Annotated in this window: 22 protein-coding genes and 1 pseudogene; 2 read left to right on the forward strand and 21 right to left on the reverse strand. The window is 44.3% G+C overall.

The window, feature by feature from the left end; genetic code table 11:
- Nucleotides 1-136: 136 nt before the first annotated feature.
- From D469_RS0116330 to D469_RS0116385, 10 genes are all read right to left on the reverse strand, one after another.
- Nucleotides 137-838 (reverse strand): hypothetical protein, encoded by a 702-nt coding sequence (locus tag D469_RS0116330; RefSeq protein ID WP_156817020.1) that lies wholly within the window; start codon nt 836-838, stop codon nt 137-139.
- A gap of 59 nt (nt 839-897) precedes the next feature.
- The gene (locus D469_RS0116335; RefSeq protein WP_018924461.1) at nt 898-1,704 is read right to left on the reverse strand and encodes an AAC(3) family N-acetyltransferase; all 807 of its coding nucleotides are present in this window, start codon (nt 1,702-1,704) and stop codon (nt 898-900) included.
- Between the two features lie 113 nt (nt 1,705-1,817).
- The gene (locus D469_RS22725; RefSeq protein ID WP_338053739.1) at nt 1,818-1,955 is read right to left on the reverse strand and encodes an RAxF-45 family protein; all 138 of its coding nucleotides are present in this window, start codon (nt 1,953-1,955) and stop codon (nt 1,818-1,820) included.
- Nucleotides 1,956-2,185: 230 nt separating this feature from the next.
- On the reverse strand, nt 2,186-2,653 hold the full coding sequence (gene grdA / locus D469_RS0116340; RefSeq protein ID WP_083910855.1) for a glycine/sarcosine/betaine reductase complex selenoprotein A: 468 nt from the start codon (nt 2,651-2,653) through the stop codon (nt 2,186-2,188).
- An 18-nt stretch (nt 2,654-2,671) separates the two neighbouring features.
- Nucleotides 2,672-3,004 carry a thioredoxin family protein gene (locus tag D469_RS0116350; RefSeq protein WP_018924464.1) on the reverse strand — a complete coding sequence of 111 codons (333 nt, stop codon included), beginning with the start codon at nt 3,002-3,004 and terminating at the stop codon, nt 2,672-2,674.
- Entirely contained in the window at nt 2,997-4,454 is a 1,458-nt protein-coding gene (grdC, locus tag D469_RS0116355; protein WP_018924465.1) for a glycine/sarcosine/betaine reductase complex component C subunit beta, read from the reverse strand. The genes D469_RS0116350 and grdC overlap by 8 nt, the downstream gene beginning before the upstream one ends.
- Nucleotides 4,435-5,412: a thioredoxin-disulfide reductase gene (gene trxB / locus D469_RS0116360; protein WP_018924466.1), complete on the reverse strand. Its 978-nt coding sequence runs from the start codon at nt 5,410-5,412 to the stop codon at nt 4,435-4,437. The genes grdC and trxB overlap by 20 nt, the downstream gene beginning before the upstream one ends.
- A 65-nt stretch (nt 5,413-5,477) precedes the next feature.
- Nucleotides 5,478-6,797 carry a glycine/betaine/sarcosine/D-proline family reductase selenoprotein B gene (locus D469_RS0116370; protein ID WP_476748569.1) on the reverse strand — a complete coding sequence of 440 codons (1,320 nt, stop codon included), beginning with the start codon at nt 6,795-6,797 and terminating at the stop codon, nt 5,478-5,480.
- A 12-nt stretch (nt 6,798-6,809) separates the two neighbouring features.
- Nucleotides 6,810-8,117 (reverse strand): glycine/sarcosine/betaine reductase component B subunit, encoded by a 1,308-nt coding sequence (locus tag D469_RS0116375; RefSeq protein ID WP_018924469.1) that lies wholly within the window; start codon nt 8,115-8,117, stop codon nt 6,810-6,812.
- Nucleotides 8,118-8,334: 217 nt separating this feature from the next.
- Nucleotides 8,335-9,000 carry a TetR/AcrR family transcriptional regulator gene (locus D469_RS0116385; protein ID WP_018924471.1) on the reverse strand — a complete coding sequence of 222 codons (666 nt, stop codon included), beginning with the start codon at nt 8,998-9,000 and terminating at the stop codon, nt 8,335-8,337.
- Between the two features lie 608 nt (nt 9,001-9,608).
- On the opposite strand from D469_RS0116385, the gene D469_RS0116390 reads away from it, so the two are divergent.
- Nucleotides 9,609-10,508, forward strand: coding sequence for an aldo/keto reductase (locus tag D469_RS0116390; protein ID WP_018924472.1), 900 nt, complete (start codon nt 9,609-9,611; stop codon nt 10,506-10,508).
- A 6-nt stretch (nt 10,509-10,514) separates the two neighbouring features.
- On the opposite strand, the gene D469_RS0116395 is transcribed toward D469_RS0116390, so the two are convergent.
- From D469_RS0116395 to D469_RS20655, 9 genes and pseudogenes are all read right to left on the reverse strand, one after another.
- Nucleotides 10,515-10,847 (reverse strand): gas vesicle protein, encoded by a 333-nt coding sequence (locus D469_RS0116395; protein ID WP_018924473.1) that lies wholly within the window; start codon nt 10,845-10,847, stop codon nt 10,515-10,517.
- A gap of 23 nt (nt 10,848-10,870) precedes the next feature.
- Nucleotides 10,871-11,143 (reverse strand): gas vesicle protein K, encoded by a 273-nt coding sequence (locus tag D469_RS0116400; protein ID WP_026286282.1) that lies wholly within the window; start codon nt 11,141-11,143, stop codon nt 10,871-10,873.
- A gap of 47 nt (nt 11,144-11,190) precedes the next feature.
- A complete protein-coding gene (locus D469_RS0116405; RefSeq protein ID WP_018924475.1) occupies nt 11,191-11,406 on the reverse strand; it encodes a gas vesicle protein in 216 nt (71 codons plus the stop codon).
- Nucleotides 11,396-12,217, reverse strand: a complete 822-nt coding sequence (locus D469_RS0116410) for a GvpL/GvpF family gas vesicle protein (protein WP_018924476.1) — start codon at nt 12,215-12,217, stop codon at nt 11,396-11,398. The genes D469_RS0116405 and D469_RS0116410 overlap by 11 nt, the downstream gene beginning before the upstream one ends.
- Nucleotides 12,214-12,519, reverse strand: a complete 306-nt coding sequence (locus tag D469_RS20640) for a gas vesicle protein GvpG (protein ID WP_018924477.1) — start codon at nt 12,517-12,519, stop codon at nt 12,214-12,216. The genes D469_RS0116410 and D469_RS20640 overlap by 4 nt, the downstream gene beginning before the upstream one ends.
- Nucleotides 12,520-12,530: 11 nt before the next feature.
- Complete coding sequence (locus D469_RS21325) at nt 12,531-13,250, reverse strand: GvpL/GvpF family gas vesicle protein (protein ID WP_018924478.1); 720 nt, start codon at nt 13,248-13,250, stop codon at nt 12,531-12,533.
- A 35-nt stretch (nt 13,251-13,285) separates the two neighbouring features.
- On the reverse strand, nt 13,286-13,567 hold the full coding sequence (gvpO, locus tag D469_RS0116425; RefSeq protein WP_240473356.1) for a gas vesicle protein GvpO: 282 nt from the start codon (nt 13,565-13,567) through the stop codon (nt 13,286-13,288).
- 600 nt (nt 13,568-14,167) lie between these two features.
- A pseudogene (gene gvpA / locus D469_RS22630) lies at nt 14,168-14,425 on the reverse strand (gas vesicle structural protein GvpA); the annotation flags it as partial.
- 518 nt (nt 14,426-14,943) lie between these two features.
- The gene (locus D469_RS20655; protein ID WP_018924481.1) at nt 14,944-15,441 is read right to left on the reverse strand and encodes a hypothetical protein; all 498 of its coding nucleotides are present in this window, start codon (nt 15,439-15,441) and stop codon (nt 14,944-14,946) included.
- A 349-nt stretch (nt 15,442-15,790) separates the two neighbouring features.
- On the opposite strand from D469_RS20655, the gene D469_RS0116440 reads away from it, so the two are divergent.
- Entirely contained in the window at nt 15,791-16,309 is a 519-nt protein-coding gene (locus D469_RS0116440; protein WP_018924482.1) for an MntP/YtaF family protein, read from the forward strand.
- Nucleotides 16,310-16,409: 100 nt separating this feature from the next.
- Here the strand turns inward: D469_RS0116440 and D469_RS0116445 are convergent, their stop codons facing one another.
- Both D469_RS0116445 and arsC read right to left on the reverse strand, forming a co-directional pair.
- The gene (locus D469_RS0116445; protein ID WP_018924483.1) at nt 16,410-16,760 is read right to left on the reverse strand and encodes an ArsR/SmtB family transcription factor; all 351 of its coding nucleotides are present in this window, start codon (nt 16,758-16,760) and stop codon (nt 16,410-16,412) included.
- 138 nt (nt 16,761-16,898) lie between these two features.
- Complete coding sequence (gene arsC, locus D469_RS0116450; RefSeq protein ID WP_018924484.1) at nt 16,899-17,321, reverse strand: arsenate reductase (thioredoxin); 423 nt, start codon at nt 17,319-17,321, stop codon at nt 16,899-16,901.
- Nucleotides 17,322-17,323: the final 2 nt, after the last annotated feature.

Here is a 17,323-nt window from a genome sequence, read left to right on the forward strand (position 1 = left end):
AATCACACCCTTACCTTCTTATTTTACCTTGGATTGATTCTTGTGCCTAGATTATTACGTCAAATTTATATTTGACGTAATAAAGATTCTCCAAAATAAATGAAGCGTCGGCGTACAACGCTTCACTTCGCGGCGACTATTCACTTATGGATTCAGTACTCCAGTTGACACCAATTAGGATAACATGATCTTCACCTTCTATTATCCTTTCAATTTCTTCTTCCTCATACACATCTGAAGTCATACTAGACCCAGAGTGGAACACGTATATCCAGGCTGGTTCATCTGCTTCTACTGGTAGCTGCGGTGTGAAACTAGCTATACCTGTGTCCATTTGAAATGGGATTTCAACAAATGTGGAAGAACCTGTAAAACTGTCGTCATCTGAATCTTCCTCTGCGTAATAACTGCCAATGTCCACAGAATAATGAGTATTTATCTCTTCATTTCCAGGCGTTTTTTCACTAAAAGCAAGAAGTAATTCTTCAAACTCATCCTGTTCAAATTGCTGTTCTTCCATGGCTAGGAGGTGATCTTCAAATTCATCAACCCGTTCGCCGTCTTCATATGCTTCGACAACAAGCTGTTTGGATTCAAAATCTGCTTCAGAAAAATTTACATCATAAACTGCTGCATGATCAGTACCCATATTTAAATAGCGGTCTTTTTCCCCTTCAAGCATCTTATATTCCAAGTAATTATCTGCTTCTTCTTCGTTTGCATTTTCAGCTGCTGCTTCCGTCTCGGGAGATTCTGTCGTTTCCTGTTGCTCTTCTTCTCCGTTACAAGCAATCAGGAGAGCTGGAATCATAAGCAGTATCCCCTTTACTTTCATCATAATCCCCCTATATATAAATCATATGAAAATTTTAACATGTTGCCGGTACAGGAAAAAGCTTATTTCTTCATTCTATCTTTTTTTATCCATTCGGAAGAATAATCAGCTGCTTCTCGCACTGAAAAGAGCTTTGACTTAGCTGAGCCAATATAACCTGTCGGGACTTCATGCTCTTTTTCAAAATCCGCCCCTAACTCGGCAAACTGTTCTTCTTTGGTTTCTATATCTTGATACGTTTCCCAAACTCTTTTTCCATGTTGTTCGATCGGCGCCCCTTGTTTCATAAAGGTAGGATTTGGCGCGTAGTACTCCCCTAAATGAAAACTTGTATTGCTGTCATATCCTACACCGAGTAGCAGCACGGACGCGTTCATCTCGTACAAATATTGCAGAGGGGATTCCTTCCCTAAGCCAAAATCTAGTGAATGCGTTTCAATCACCGCTTCTTTGTCTCGACCCCAGGCAGCAAACGAAACAACAGGGTGATCACTACGAACGACCCCTGGATACGTACGAAATGCTTCCGCAATTTTGCCCATTCCACGCGTAGGTGTAACCGCAGGGTCAAATACCGGCATCGTTTCTCGCACTGTGTCCCACCATTTACGTGGAATGGCAGGATCTCCCCATTCAGCTGGATCACTCCAATCCGCACTATGCGCCGGCATTACAAGTGTCCCTTTTTCCGTGAGTGCTGTTTGGAGCGCTTGAATAACTGCGATACTCCCTCCATTCACCCAGCCTATAGAGGAGAGGGAAGAATGCATAATTACTGTCATTCCAGCTTCTATTCCTACTTCGTGAAAGTCTTTTGTTAAGGTATCGACCGTACGGGGAGAGGGTGTTTGTTGAACGAGTTTCTTCATTATATACCTCCATGTGTGATGCTTTTCTAAAGAAAAAAAAGCTCATGAGAAAATCTCATGAGCCTTACGCTTTTATATGTCACTATCCTAAAAGCTATACGGAGCGAGAATTTTCAGCGGCTGCTAGGTGATGCATATTTAAAAAAGGGCATACGTATCCAATTTTGTAATACATCATAAAAAACAGCTCGACAAAAATAGAGAAAGTCTAGGTACTGCTTTTGGGCAGGGCTAAACCATTCTACTGTCATCTCGCTCCACCTCCGTTCACATATGGTTCTTTTATAGTAGACTATTTTTCTTAAATAGTCAATTGTTTCCAACAGACATATGTGTAAGCTATATAAGTAGTTGTTATTATACTTGAGTGGTGAAGTACAAGAACAGAAGGGGGAAAGCAAGCAGTTACTTCCGCTCAATGCGATGCAATCCGAGCAGCACCACTCTACTCCCCCTCAGAGGGACAATTTGTTTGAATTCATTAGAAACTAGATGTCCCTTCTCTTACGTTTTTCATAACTTCACAGATTTCTTCTTTGTCAAGAGATAATTCCATAAGTCCAATTTGGTCGTCATATACGTCTAGTGGTATGGCTGCTTTCATTTCGTCTTCAAGAATATGATAGACGGGGATATCAAGCGCTATTCCTGCTAATGGTCCGGCATAGGTCGGGTCCCCGGCAGTAACGGTTTCGGCAAAAATCTCGGCGCTGTCTTCATCAGGCGAGCCTAACACGACCAATAGATTTTCTTTCCCATAGACTTCCGCTGCTTTCTTTACCTCTTCTTGAACCACCTGGTCCATTGCACCGGCGGCCGTTCAAACAAAGCACTGCGTATCTTTGTAAATGATGTCGGCTTCTGTTTGTTTCATGCATGCTTCAATGGCCGGTGCCGGCACACCGTCTCTTTCCCCTAACACAAACACTTTTTTTCCTGCTAATTTCATTGTACTCATCCTTTCCTATTAATAATGGGAAACGCCAAGACTTTCGTTGATTAATGCTTCGATATCATCTTTTGTTAGGCTATCACCAGAAATTCGTTTCACGACTTCTCCGTCTTTGAACAGCAGAAAAGCAGGAAGCCCCATTACACGGTATTGAATGCAAAGCTTGCGGTTTTCCGCACTGTTCAATTTAACAAGCTTAACCTGCTCGTGGTACGTGTGACTTAATTGTTCTACTTCTGGCATGAGCGTGAGGCAAGGCTGGCAGCTTGGTCCCCAAAAATCGACAATGACAGGTTTGTCAGCTTGCAGCACTTCTTCAGTAAAATTTTTCTTGTTTACTTCAATCATCAGGATTCACTCCTTTGTTTTTTTCGATGAGAAAAGACATGCCATCAGAAAGCGTTGTCATTTTACCTAAAAACAAACTTCCTTTTCCGATAAACATAGCATTTTCGATTTCTTGCTTCATGATCATATCTCTGGCATGACCGAGAAAAGGGATCGCAGACGCAATGTGCCCTTGGGTTGGGGAAAAACCAGGCAAGCCCCGTTCTTCTTCAAACCGTTTCATTTCACTTCGTTCAATTTCGTTTCGTTTCACCGCCATTGCTGCTAACGTACGGTAATTGCCTCGTGGTACATTTCCGTTCCCATTCGGTTCCGTGGCATCCGGATTGTGCAATTCCACCGCATATTTATCAATGTCTGTCATCTTTTTTCCCAATCGTTCAAGAGGGTTGATTACAAGCGCTTCGTATATGGCTTGAGCAGAGGATCCAGCAGCTATATCATGTTTGCCCACGGCGTCCAATCGAAGTGCTGGGCTTTTGCCATCGTCAGCTCCTATCAAAATGGCAATCGCACCCATTTGATCTTCTATAATCGGCATGTTTTTCGAGAGATTGCCGGCAAATTTCATACCTAATTTTGCGGTACTGCCGCCGCCGATCACGACGATATCTTTGTAGAGTCCTGCTTGGACGAGGCTGCCAGCGATATTGACAGCATGGGTCGGCGCGCAGCAGAAGGATTTCACATCTGCTCCGGAAGCGTTCATGCAGCCAGCATGCTCAGCGATTGACTTGGCCATGTTTCCCCCACCGCGCTGATACCGATCCCCGACTGCTTCTTCATCACAGCCTAGAACATACTGAATGTTTTCAGCCTGGACGTCGAAAGAACGCAGGGCATGGCGCATAGCGACAATCCCGGTTGCTTTATTGCTCAAGTTCTCTAATAAAGTGTGCGCACTCAGTGACTCATCTTCCTCGTGACCTGCTTCAAAAGCACCAATGAGCTGGCTTTTATTCACGTATAACGGCAACGCATAACCTGTCGCTACCTTCTCTTCAATTTCAACCAAACTAACGCCACTCCCGATCTTCTCCATGTCATTTGCCATCATTAAAGGATGCAGGGCCAGTTTTGGTTTTACTTGTTCTGCTAGAAATTGAGCTTCAAAGCTGACGAGGTTAAATACGTCGGCTAGTTTTAGCCAACCGTAAAATTCTTCCTCAGGGAGAATCTCACCCCAGGGGCTGAAGCGTTCAGCATCTGCATGTGGAACAGTGGTCCATGGCCGTTCATATTGATTCAACAAATGGGGGCGAAGATTTCCAATAAAGACTTGATTGGGCAAGTAAGCAACCGCTTCATCAAAACTTCGTAAACCGTTCAAGATTTTATCTAGTACGAGCGGGTCTGTTTGAATTTCTCGATGCGGTTTTGAGCCGTAGCGTACAAGTCCTGGTGTATGGGCAAGACAATAGGAAACTCCTTTAATAACTGGCGTTGTCATGTTCTTTCACCTCCTGTTCTGTCTGCAGTTTTTCCTCAAGATAGTCTACATAGTGCTGAGCGGACATGGCTGCGATGCTGCCGTCTCCAGTGGCCGTAACGATTTGGCGCAGCATTTTTTCATTCACATCGCCTGCGGAAAAAATGCCGTCTATACTTGTTTTCATATTTTCATCGACTAACACGTAGCCGTTTTCGTTCGTAATTCCTAATCTGTTCACGCAACTTGTCAGCGGGTCCATCCCGATATAAATAAACACGCCAACGCACGGATAATCACTTTCTTCGCCCGTGATGGTATGTTTTATTCGTACGCCTGATACCATCCCGTCTCCGAGAATCTCTTCAACCGTGTGATTCCAGATGAACTCAATCTTTTCATGCGCAAAGGCGCGATTTTGTAGAATCCGTTGGGCCCGAAGCTCATCGCGGCGGTGAATAACTGTCACTTTAGAAGCAAACCGAGTAAGAAACACTGCTTCTTCCACCGCTGCATCACCGCCTCCGACTACAACGACTTCCAGATCTTCGAAAAAGGCTCCGTCACATACTGCACAGTACGAGACGCCGAAACCCGACAATTCTTTTTCACCCGGGATATTTAAACTGCGGTGTTTCGCCCCGGTCCCGATAATGACTGATTTTGCTTGATAAGGGTACCCGTCTACTAGCACCGTCTTGTAAGGGAAGTCATCCTTAATCTCTTCAACATTGCCGTTTAAAACTTCAGTCCCAAATTTAACGGAATGTTCTAACATTTCTCTCGATAAATCAGGACCTAGAATGTGACGATAGCCTGGATAATTTTCAATGGCTTCTGTTTTTGTCATTTGACCACCGGGCTGTGAGTTTTCTACGAGCAAGGTTGACATGTTTGCTCTTGCCGTATAAACCGCCGCTGTCATCCCTGCAGGACCGGCCCCTGCAATAATTACGTCGTACACACAAGTACCTGTCATCTAACCCCCTCCTTACGCACAATTTGGTTATTCCTACTCTCCACTACCTAGTTAACAACAAACTTTTATTTTTTCACTTCAAAAATGGTCGCCTCTTCTATAGTCGTGAGTAACGCTTGCATTGCCACTTCTACCCGCTGCTTTCGTAATGATTTCTGTTCTTCTGCCGATTTGTTCATATCACCCAGCGGATAAGGAATGGCTACTGCCGGTACAATCCGATTGGCTCCGACCGTTTTCGCAATTGAGACGAGATTAGCAAGCTGAACGACAGGCAAGCCAGTTTTTTCGAGCTCCTTTGCTATCGTTGCCCCGCAACGAGTACACGTTCCTCAGGTGGAAGTGAGAATAACAGCAGAGACATTGGCACGTTGAAGATCTTTAGCTATTTCTGTTCCCATCCGGGCCGCTTCGGCTTGAGTGGTGCCTGTGCCCACAGTTGAATAAATATACGGATGAATGCTGCCGAGCTTGGCTTCTTGCTCCAACTCCCGCATCGCATCGAGAGGCACAATCACATTCGGGTCTTGATTTGCAGCAGAGGGATCAAAGCCGCCGTGAATGGTTTCCCAGCTGCCAGCTTCTAGCTCATATAATGCGTCCACCTCATATTTCCCCCACTTGGTTGCTGAAGCGGATTGAATGTGGTCTGGATTGCCTTTTGGCACAATCCCTCCTGAGCTGACCAACGCAATGGTTGCCTCTTCCATCTTTTCAACTGCCGGGGCAATGGCCACTTTAGCTGGAACCGGCATTGGCATTTCAGTGTGGAACGGTTCATCATTCAGTTTTTTTAACAGCATCTCGACCGCGCGCTCTGCCCCCGTACGGTTGCTGCCATCAAAAGCTTCCAGTCGTTTGCCTCGTGAAAAATATCCTTCTTCTGCGGCTGGTCTCAATTTATCTGCTTGTAGCATCCGTTTGGAAAAATCAGCTACCTTCTTCACATCTTTTCGCATGGCTGCAGCATTTGCCCCACCCGAGAAGATATAAAGTTCGTGTGCATACATCTCTACAGCTGGATTTTCCTCATTCATCGACGCAATAACTGGAACGCGAAAGCGCTCTTGCACAGCTTTACCCAGTGCCCCGCACGCCAGGCCATAACGACCCGCCAAAAATGCAGGACCAGCAATAAAAATATCAAACTCGATCGTTTCTAACTCGGTCAGCACCTGCTCAATCGCTTCGTCCGTCTTTGAGCCGATGAAGTTATCGCCGCAAATGACTGTGTGCGTTACTTCTGCCACAGGTGCAAGCTTCTGGTGAAGCAACATACCCGGACCGACATGCCCTTCATGCAGCTGGGGTGCAATATCTGCTTGATTTTCGCCGCCGATTTGTCCGAAAAATTGATTCAGATAATGGACAGCTTTTTTCACCACTTCACCTCCTTCTTAATAGTCCTTCACTGTTTTATAATGATCGCCCGTGCTAGAGTCAGCACAAAATATCGCGTTATTTTCAATTTCAACGGAGCCATCTTCTTTTATTGACTCGTTCCAGCCACCAGCATTTCCGTCCCTAGCCACAGCTTCAAGCTCACCGATCACTCGCTCCATAGGCGGTAGCTTTAAGTGTTCTGACACATTTCCCGTAGAAATGATAGCGTCTGCTTTAGCTGATAGATCCACAAGCGGCTGGGAACGACCGTCACGGCCGGTACATTCGTTCGTGATCCCGACGACTTTCACGCCGGTCTGCTCTAATTGTTCATACGTTAAAATAAAATCAGTATCCGGGTTACCATAGCCTTCCTCTGCAACGATGGCTCCTTCTGCTCCTAGTGATGAAGCCAACTGCGCTACCATCAACGCAGCCCGTTCTTTTTCTTCTAGTTGCACATTTAAATTTGAAAGGATAACCCCGACAAAATTGATCGTCGTTCCATGTTCTTTCATTAAGCGTTTAAGCGTGGCATTATTTACATGCTGATACGTTGATATTTTTGAGGAAGCCGGCATGAAACTGCCAGAGACCACAGCCCCGTCTAATACCTCATTGGGAGTAATCAACGTAGGAAGCATACGGCCGGCATCATGGCCATAAACCGTGGCGTTGTATCCATGTTCTAACATTTGGGACTGCAGCTGAAGAACATATACCACAGCAGGTAGGGTCAGGAGCTCTTGAGTTCGTTTCGCAAGTGGTGGGAATGAATACCTTTCTACCTCTTCTGGTACTTTCTTTCTGACGGGCTCAGCTAGATATTCTGCTAATCTAAGAGCTGCCAGCCTCAACGCTGTGTTTTTCTTTTGCTGTTCCTGCTTTTCAAACGTTTCGTTCGTATCAGCTACTAAACAAATATTTAGTAGTTGCGAAAATGGCGTTTGCTTTGCGCCAGGTCCGCTCATATCAATTAAGCCGTCTTGAAATCCGCCCCAATGCTTCCCGACAGCAAGCACGCTTACACCCTTTAGAGCATGAGTTCTTCCTGACCCAACTGGCAGCACCTTAGTTGTCACCCCTGGGTAGACACTTTCACCTGTAACTTTACACCTCGGTTCAACGGCGTCTTTTACCGGCGTGATACGCACCGGTTCTGTCGGTTTGGCCAGAACAAGATCAGCTGTTGTAATTCGCTCATCTTCATATATGACTTGCAACGCTTCTTCTTTATGAATGGTTAACAGTCCCTCAGCAAATGTAGTTTTGCTCCCGAACTGAACATCTTTCACTTCAAACTTGCCAATTTCTAAGTGCATCAACTCCCCCCTTTATTTCTATAATCATGATTATCTTATTTTGTTTGATTATATTATATGTGCGATTTCTAATTGTGTAAGTGATGATTTCGTTTTTAACGTCGAAATGATACAACTTGTACGTTTGTTCCGTATGAATGATAAAAAAAGATGGCCGTTTTATTCCACCAAAGGGCGGAACAGCGGCCATCTTCATCCCAATTATGTCGCAATCTTGTTACTTAAAGGTGGAGCTTTCTAAAGAAAAGCGAATGTGGTCCATCGTAACATCTACCACTTCGGCTACTGAATAGTCACTTCTTTTATTTAAAAACATCGTATGCATGCCTTGCCACATTAAAAATTGCATTTCACTTAACCGTTCGGCATCATCCGCTTGCAAATAACCCTCGTCTACGCATTCGTTCAGAGCAATTCTTCCCCGTTTAGCGAGGTTGGATTCTTGCAACATCGTATGAAGGTCTTCAGGGGCCTCAATTAAATCAGTTGGAAACATGCCATAATAATCACTCAACAGCTGCTCAGGAGGACAGCCTAAATTTGATGAAAAAACAGCATGATAAATCTCTGGTTCTTCAAATGAATAGGTACAAAAACATTCCCACATCTTTAAATACTTTTCCAAGGGGGTGTTACAAGCGGCAAGATATCCTGGCAAAGCATTAATATATTTTTTTATATAACGCATAGAGCCAAAGAAAATCAAGTGTGACAACTCATCAAAGTAGTTGTAAATTGTAGCGCTGTTATAACCAGCAAGGTCGGCAATTTTTCGGATTGTAATCTTGTCTATACCTTCTTGCTGAATAATGTCCGAGGTCGCATCAATAAAATACACCATCATCCGAATCGTTTGTATTTCCTTATTTCGTTCATTAGGCAACGTAAGCACCCCCTCTTGGAAATTGAGATTACTATATAACTATGATTACAGTATAGCAGAATGTGTTCCACATAATCGGTTGGTTTCGTGATGTGTATGTCATAGGTCTAAAGATTAGAAGCGTCTCTTCTAGCCTCGTGTTGCTTACAAGCAATGAACTCAAAGACTACGTTTGCTAACTTAGTTTTCTCCTACTATTTCATTTATAGAGAGTTTATCTATACACCTTTCTACGTATAAGCTCTTCGTTTATTCCTTATAGTATCCTTTTCATTTCAAAAAATCATCTTATTATATGAATCAACTTCGTCATTCAAAATAAGAGGTGAACATTCGAATCATGAATGTGATCTTCACTTCAGACGGGCGCTTTATCCTCTGGGGGTCGCCGTCTTACGTTTCAGTTATTTTTGAAATTCCAAAAATAGATAGTATTCGTTTTATTGCTCATAAAACATCATGCTGAAATGGATTCACTTAGCTAAGAATTTTTATTATTTTTTGAAATACAGTGTGTGAAATTTATTTATGCATTTCTATACTAATCTTTATTTTTTTATAGTTTCGAGATTCTATAGTAGAATTTTTACTAGAAGGAGGGAGTCTTTATGAAATGGTCAAACGAAGCTGAATTGGAAAGCATTCGCGCGCAAATGGAACAGCGCACGGTTACGCTGCCGGATGGTACGATTTTACCTGCCATCGGTCAGGGCACCTGGCATATGGGAGAGAACCCGGCACAATTTGAACAAGAAGTCCAAGCCCTGCAACTCGGTTTGGAAGTAGGTATGCGTGTCGTTGATACAGCTGAAATGTATGGGAACGGCGCGGCAGAACAGGTTGTCGGCGAAGCGATTAAAGGCAGGCGCGAGAACGCTTTTCTAGTTTCGAAAGTCTTTCCGCACAACGCAGGTCTCACCAACATAAAACGTGCCTGTGAAAATAGCCTTCAGCGTCTGGGCATCGAGCAGCTTGATATGTACTTATTGCACTGGCGCGGGGGCGTGCCTTTGGAAGAGACGGTTGAAGGAATGGAACAGCTAAAACAAGAAGGAAAAATTGCCAGATGGGGCGTTTCGAACTTGGACCTTTCTGACATGAAAGAACTTCAAGAAGCAGACAAAGCTGATGAATGCATGACCAACCAGGTCCTCTATCACTTGGGCTCCCGCGGCATTGAATATGATTTATTGCCTTGGCAGCAAACCCAAGACATGCCGATTATGGCGTATTGCCCGTTAGCACAAGCGGGGAGGCTGCGAAAAAAGTTGGTAAACTCAGCGGAAGTTCAAGCCATTGCTGACACTTACCAAGTCAGCTCGTACCAAGTTCTGCTCGCATGGGTGCTTCGTAAACGGCAGATCCTTGCCATTCCTAAAGCGAGCCAAGCAGACCATGTCCTGCAAAACGCGAAAACAGCTTCACTTCAACTGGACGCTGAAGACATCAAACGTCTTGATGAAGCCTTTCCACCACCTTCCTCAAAACAGCCGTTAGATATCGTGTAAGTTTATTTAATCGTTCCGGTTGTTTTGTTTTCGCTCTTCTTCCAGCGCGCTTTCTAGCTGCTGGAGCCGGTCTTCCAATTGTTTTTTATCGTACGGTTGTTGGTCCTCCTGTTGTTCAATCGCTTTGGAGCTGTAGAAGGGGTCGTTTTCCCACCAATCCATGCCAAGTTCTTTTGCTTTGTCAACAGAAGCGACCATCAGCCGGATTTTAATCGTCAACAGTTCCACTCCGGCCACATCGACGCGAATGTCACCCGCGATCACCACGCCTTTGTCCAACACCGTCTCCAGTACTTCCACCAGGGTGCTTCCGGCTGGTTCAATTGGGTTTTGGTTCATTCTATTCATCTCCTTTTTCGACTTTAGCGCAGGTTGCCCAATGGCCCCAGGTCAATGTTTAAATCTTCGTCTGTTAAGCCAAAAAAGTCTTTTAACATTTCCATTTGTTCTTCCAGATGCATTAACGCTTCCCCGAGTCTTTCAATTTCTTCTTCTGTCAGCCTGCCGCTGTCAACCCGGCGCATCGCCTGCCTTTCTACCAGCTCCCGCAGCAGTTCAATGACAGTAATGACCAGCTGGGCGAGACCGTCTTCACTATTTTCCTTTTCATTGAACTTTATATTTCCTTCAGGCATTTTTCCCGTCTCAAGAGATTTCACCAGTGAAGATGCATCGTGACTGCTCATTCAACTGCCTCCTTTCGGTCATACTTTTCACCAGCTTCCAGCAACGATTCAACACTGGAAATTAACACTTTAAGATCAATATAAACAAGGTCAATATCAGCTACAGTAAGCAGCAAATTCCCCTGCAACACCACACCTTTGTCCAATACCGTGTCTAAGACGTCCACCAATGTCACTTCCTGATTATCTAGTACCTCGTGGTTATGTTCCATAGACTTCACCACGTTTTACTTTAGAAGCAAAATGATAGCCCGGCCACGGCCCTGTCAGCTGAACGGTCATCGTAGTTGGGAGCTCGCTTTGCATGGTTTGTAACTCGGCAAGCATGTCGTCGCGATTCTTTTTATGGACCAAATAGACGGCATTCCATTTCATGTCTGTATTCATCCCTGTCATTTGCTTACTCCATTGTTCTTTTTCTTCATGAGCTTCGCTGAATTTTTTAGCCACATCATGAACTTGTTGGCAAAATTGATTAATATAGCGTTCTGCTTCAGCTTCGATCGTTCGGTCCAATCGTTTTCGTTCAATATATTGTCTTCCTTTTGAAAGCTTTTCGATTTCTTGTTTCTTTGCTTCGATCGCTTCGGTGCTGAATGTTGCTTCTGCTTTTAACTGCTGCGTTTCCGCATATACTTTCAGGCTCCATTCTTCCTTATCTTTCATGGCTTCGAGCTGAGATTGGAACGTTTCATTGTTTTCATGCAGAACGTCATTTAGTTTAGCTGTCCCCTGGTATATCGTCCCAAAATTAAGAGGGATGACATGATACGTTTCATGCAACTGATTTAATATGGAATGATGTCGTTTGGCTTTTTGTTCGAGCCACTTCATGTCCTGAACGTTTTCTTCAAAATTCTCTTGCGCAAAGTCTTCTGTCCGCACATACGAAAACGCTGCGGCGACGTTTTCTCCACTGAAAAATTGGATAGGTTGTTCTTCGTAAAGATCAAAGATAGAACAATCTTCATTCGCGATACTTTCTACCGAAACGAACCCATACACATACACTAACTCCTTCATCTTCTAGCTCCCCTACCCTTTCTGCGCGTTCTAGTCCGACTTCTTTCTGTCTGATCTTGCTGAATAGCTTCTCGTAATTGCCCGAGTTCCTCTTCTTTTGCAACCCGGTAACGCTCAGCCAGGCGAGCTTGTTCTTCCGTGAAGTCTTCCTGGCTGAGCGTTCCTTCTTCATATTCCAATCGAATTGTGATCATCCGCTGTTTGATCGTATCAAGGTCATACATTTCTTTGTCGACTTCTTCTTTTATTTTCTCACCGACAAACTTCAAGGAATGAGCAGGCCATGTAAACAGCTTAAACACATTAATCACCTCTAGCCTTTGGCGGCAAACCTCATTTCGATAAAGTGATATGCAGGCCATGGTCCGCTGTAATTAAACGTAGCTGCGCCTTGCCAGCTTTCATAAAGCTCATTAACCGCTTCATCAAATGCCGCTTCATTCTCTTTGTCTACTAAAAATACACCATGAAAGATCATTTTTTCTGTGACTGGCTCTTTCATCATCGAACTTTCACTGAGTGGCGCCAATTTCCGGGCTATGGCAGGCTGCTGTTCTTGTCGGTAGCGGTCTACCATCGCTTTCACCTTTTCTCCGAGCTCTAGCTGCGCTTTGTAATGTCTGCGTCCTTTCCGCGACTTTCCAGCAAATAATTGTTTAAATGCGTCGTCGGTTAAAGAAATCTGCACAGCGACTTCAATTTTATTTTCAATTTTAGGAAACGTATCGCGTACAGTCTCATAAACCGCTTCTAGCAAGCGTTCTGCTTCTTGGTCATCCGCAAGTACTGTGCCAAAATTCATCGGCGCGACTGTTTCTTCTTCCATCACCATTTCAAGCGCTTCTTTATGCGCTCTCGCATTTTCTTCGGTAGGTGCCAGCGCCATCGCCGGCACATCCCCGACTATTAAACTCACTTCTTCTTTAGGAATCTTGCGCAGTTGGACAGGTGTGCCTTCCATTTGCACCGTTTTGTAATCATGTTCTTCTGCTGAAGGTACCATGCCAAAAATATAAGGATAACCTCTATTCATAGTGTCTTCCCTCTTTCTTCAATAATCAATCTTATTTAATACGTTTCTTCATCTTCTCGTTCAAATAATTGCGTGCGGTAGCGATGGTAGAGTCTTTCAAACTCTTCAACATCACCGTCACCGTCTACAATCACTTCATACGTTCCTACCATTTCATCTTTTGCTACTGCTTTCATCCGTTCCTTTTCTTCAATCACTTCAAGCTGGACAATCCAACCTTTCTCGCCATCTTCTCGTTTTTGAATACCAATCGTGCGATACGGTGGAGCGACGTGATGAAGAAAGAAGTCATGAACATTTTTCATGATCGTTTGCATTTTCACGGCTTGACCTCCTCTCTCTTAATTGTTCGACTTCGAATTAGAGTTGGAATTAGATTTTGAAGATGAGTTGGATTTCTTGTTTGAGTTAGTAGAAGCATTCGACTTTTGCTTGGATTGGCGATTGTTGCTGCCGCCTTCTTCTTCAGCTTCGGTTACGTCTTCAGTTGTTTCAGTCGCTTGGTCCGTTCCTTCTTCAGCTGTTTCTGTCGCTTGGTCTGCTGCTTGACCTGCCGTGTCAGCGGCCTGTTCTGTAACTTGTTCCGCTGTGTCTGTTGCTTGCTCTGTAGCTTGGCCAGCGGTGTCAGCCGCTTGTTCTGTCGCCTGCCCGGCTGCTTTTGTAGCTTGGTCGGTAACTTGTTCTGTCGCCTTACCTGCGGTGTCTGCTGCTTTTTCTGCCGTTTGAGATGCAGTGTCAGCGGCCTGGTCAACGGTGTCAGTCACTTGCTCTGTCGCTTTGCCTGCCGTTTCCGTTGCCTGGTCTGCGACTTCACCAACTTGGCTCGTCACTTGCCCGGCTGAGTCGGCCACTTCGTTGGTTGCTTTTGAAACGGAATTTGTAACTGAATCTGTCACTTGGCCGAGCTGTTCACCGAGCTGTCCTAATCCGTCGTCTGATTCAGCTTCTTTAATGTTTTTACGGCGTTCCGCTTCTAATAAGCCTGTCGCATCTGCATACCTGAGCCACGTTTCAACACTGGCGATAACGACACGAGCTTCAATTTTTATGACTTCAATTCCGACAAGAGAAATCGTTGCGGTCACATCAATAACGATTCCTTTATCCAACACGCGGTCTAATATTTCAACCAGACTCGAGCCATCATTTGATTTTTGCACAGCTTGTTGTGCCATTAAGCAAAGCCTCCTTTGTGGTAAGTAGCGTTGTAGTTGGCTGTTACCCGAACGTCTTCGCAAATTAACTGGAAAATCTTCACGCTGATAGAAAAGCTTAAGGATTCCAACTATGTATCCAGAAAAAAGGCTAACCCGTTTAAGAAGTTAGCCTTACCGTTTTCATTTCTTTTTCCATAAGTCTGATTTTACGGGGAAGAAGGGGATAGAATTTCCAGAGAAGAAGTAGATGCGGCTACTCGCAACATGACTATTTATACGCGAAGGTGCAAAATGTGTTGGTCCTCTTTTGGACCTTTATAGATTTCATGTCGATCGACAAAACCGACTTTTTATATAATTGAATCAATTTCAAAATTCAAAATAAGGTCTTCACATCCAAATAATGAATGTGACCTTCACTTCAGACGGACGCTTTCCCGAGGGCTTGTCTTCAGCTAACTTTCTCGAAGGTAAAACCCTCGAAAAAGTGGATCTTCAGACTGCGCTTTATCCTCTGGGAGTCACTGTCTTACGTTTCAGTCACTTTTGAAATGCCGTATAGTAAATAAAAGATAAATAGATAGTATTCGTTTTATTGCTCGTAAAACGTCATTATGAAATTGATTCAATTGAATGGCTGCTTGGTTTCGTTTATTCACGCCAAGCACAACTTCATTAATTTGCGGTAAGGTAGTATGAATAAAGGGAGCTAGTAATTCCAGACCTTTTTTAGCAAAAACTTGGCCCACATATCTTGAGTCAATAGAAAACGCCGATAAGAGGCGGGCGTTACGATTTTTGGAGTATTCACCCAGCTTATCCCCTGCTTGTAACGCAAAGTACCCGACAGGAAGCTCGCCTGATACAATGAGGATATGGTTAGTTGCTAGCATCGGGGAAGCTTGAATATGTTCCCAGGGATGGCTGGTGAACTGTAATTGTTCATCGGTTAAGTGAAAGTCGATCAGCTTGTCTGCCAACTGTTCGTCGTATTCCACGAGTTGAATCATTCCTTTTTTAGCATCTGAATCCATGAATCTTCCTCCAGCTTATGTTTACGTGTTACTTCTTCCCCGGAAAACTATCTCTCATTTCCTACCACTGAGCCTACCTCTCCCTCTAGCTGGACTTTGAATGGCTCTTCTTTTTCCTTCTGAAGTTCCTACACGTAAGCTCCTCTGAATGTAGACTTAAAAGTTCAGAGAATCTCCATTCTATGTAAGATACGTTTTTCCTTTTATCTTTCCCACTAGTTTTCAATAGGCCGGCAAGTTTATGGTTCATCCGCTATTGCTGCAGGCGGTAACCTTTATGACGAGTTGTAAGCAGGAGATATTTGTCCATCCTCCTTCATACCTTTTACTTGAAGGGAGGACACACGGTATGGCCGAAACGCTCGCCATGATTTTTCTTTCAATCGTCTTAAGTCTAGACGGTGCGGTTACCGGGTTTATCTTTGCTTCGAAACGTATCCCCATTCACGTGCTCGACATCACCGCTATCTCCTGCCTTGCAGTCCTCATCATGGGACTAGCCATGTTTTTTGGCAGCCTATTCAGCGTGGTTTTCCCGATTGGATTTATTGAACTATTGGACGGACTATTGTTTATCGCAATTGGTGTCTATCAGTGGGTGGGAGAGGTTCCTTTGTATCAACGAAACTTGATAATAAGTATTGCTATTCTAGTTAATATTGATGTGTTAGCTTTCGGCTTGCAGGCTGGGATGATGGATCGTTCCTACGCGTTTACATTTTGGGTAGGTTGTTGTTTGTTTGCGGCCCTTGTCTCAGGCATCTTACTGGGAGAAAAATTAAGGCATAACCCTTATCTTCTCCAGTTAGGTCAAGTCCTGCCGGGAGTCCTGTTTATCCTGATCGGTTTATTTAAACTTATTCATTAGCTTGGTTTTGTCTCCGTAAACCAACGTTCTTTTATAGTAAAAAATAAAGAGCCGGTCCTTGACCAGCTCCCCATTCATTATATAGAGACTTCTATTCACGTTAACACCAGTCAACCCGCAGGCCTTTGTTTTCTAGTTGCTTCCACGTTTGTTTCTCCGAAGGCAGCTGCTCGATGACGCCTTCAATAATGGGATACAAGGAGTGCTCCCGGTTCAACTTATAAAACACCCAGCGCCCGCGTTGTTCTTCTTTTACAATATCTTTGTCGCGAAGTTTACGAAGATGCTGACTGATGGAGGGCTGACTCATGCTGAAGACTTCAACCAGTTCACACACACAGCAGTCACTTTCGTATAAGAGCGCCATCATCCGCAAGCGGGTTTTATCACCTAGAAGCTTTAGCAACGTAGCGGTTTCATCAATTTTAATCGACGGATCAGTTGATTGCATAACGTTCCCTCCTGTAAAGCTGCGCACTTTTCGCTTTCCTTTCTCTTCAGTTTATCAATTTCTCATCCTATCTTCCACTTCAGCTAAAATTTAAGCAAACGGCGATTGCTGAGTTATCGCCGTTTAGAGAGTGTTCAACTATTCACCTGTTTCAGCAAAGCGGCGGATCCGCTCGCCGATTTCGTCACGCACCCGCTGGAAAAATGCCCATTGTTCCGCTTCTGTCCCTTCTGCTTTAGCAGGATCATCAAAGCCCCAATGTTCACGCCGGACATGAGCAGGTGTCATTGGACAGACATCATTGGCATGGCCGCACAAGGTTACCACCAGGTCAGCGTTGTTTAACAACTCATTGTCAATCGTGTCTGATGTTTGGCTAGAGATATCAATGTCGACTTCGGCCATGGCTTTTACAGCGTTTGGATTAACCCCATGCGCTTCAATCCCGGCTGAATATACGTCATATTCGTCGCTCAGATAGTAGTGCCCAAACCCTTCCGCCATTTGACTTCGGCAGGAATTGCCGGTGCAGAGAAAATAAATGATTGGTTTAGTTGCCATTG

Origin of the sequence: Salsuginibacillus kocurii DSM 18087, assembly GCF_000377705.1 — a bacterium.
In the GTDB taxonomy this organism is placed as follows: Bacteria; Bacillota; Bacilli; order Bacillales; family Marinococcaceae; genus Salsuginibacillus; species Salsuginibacillus kocurii.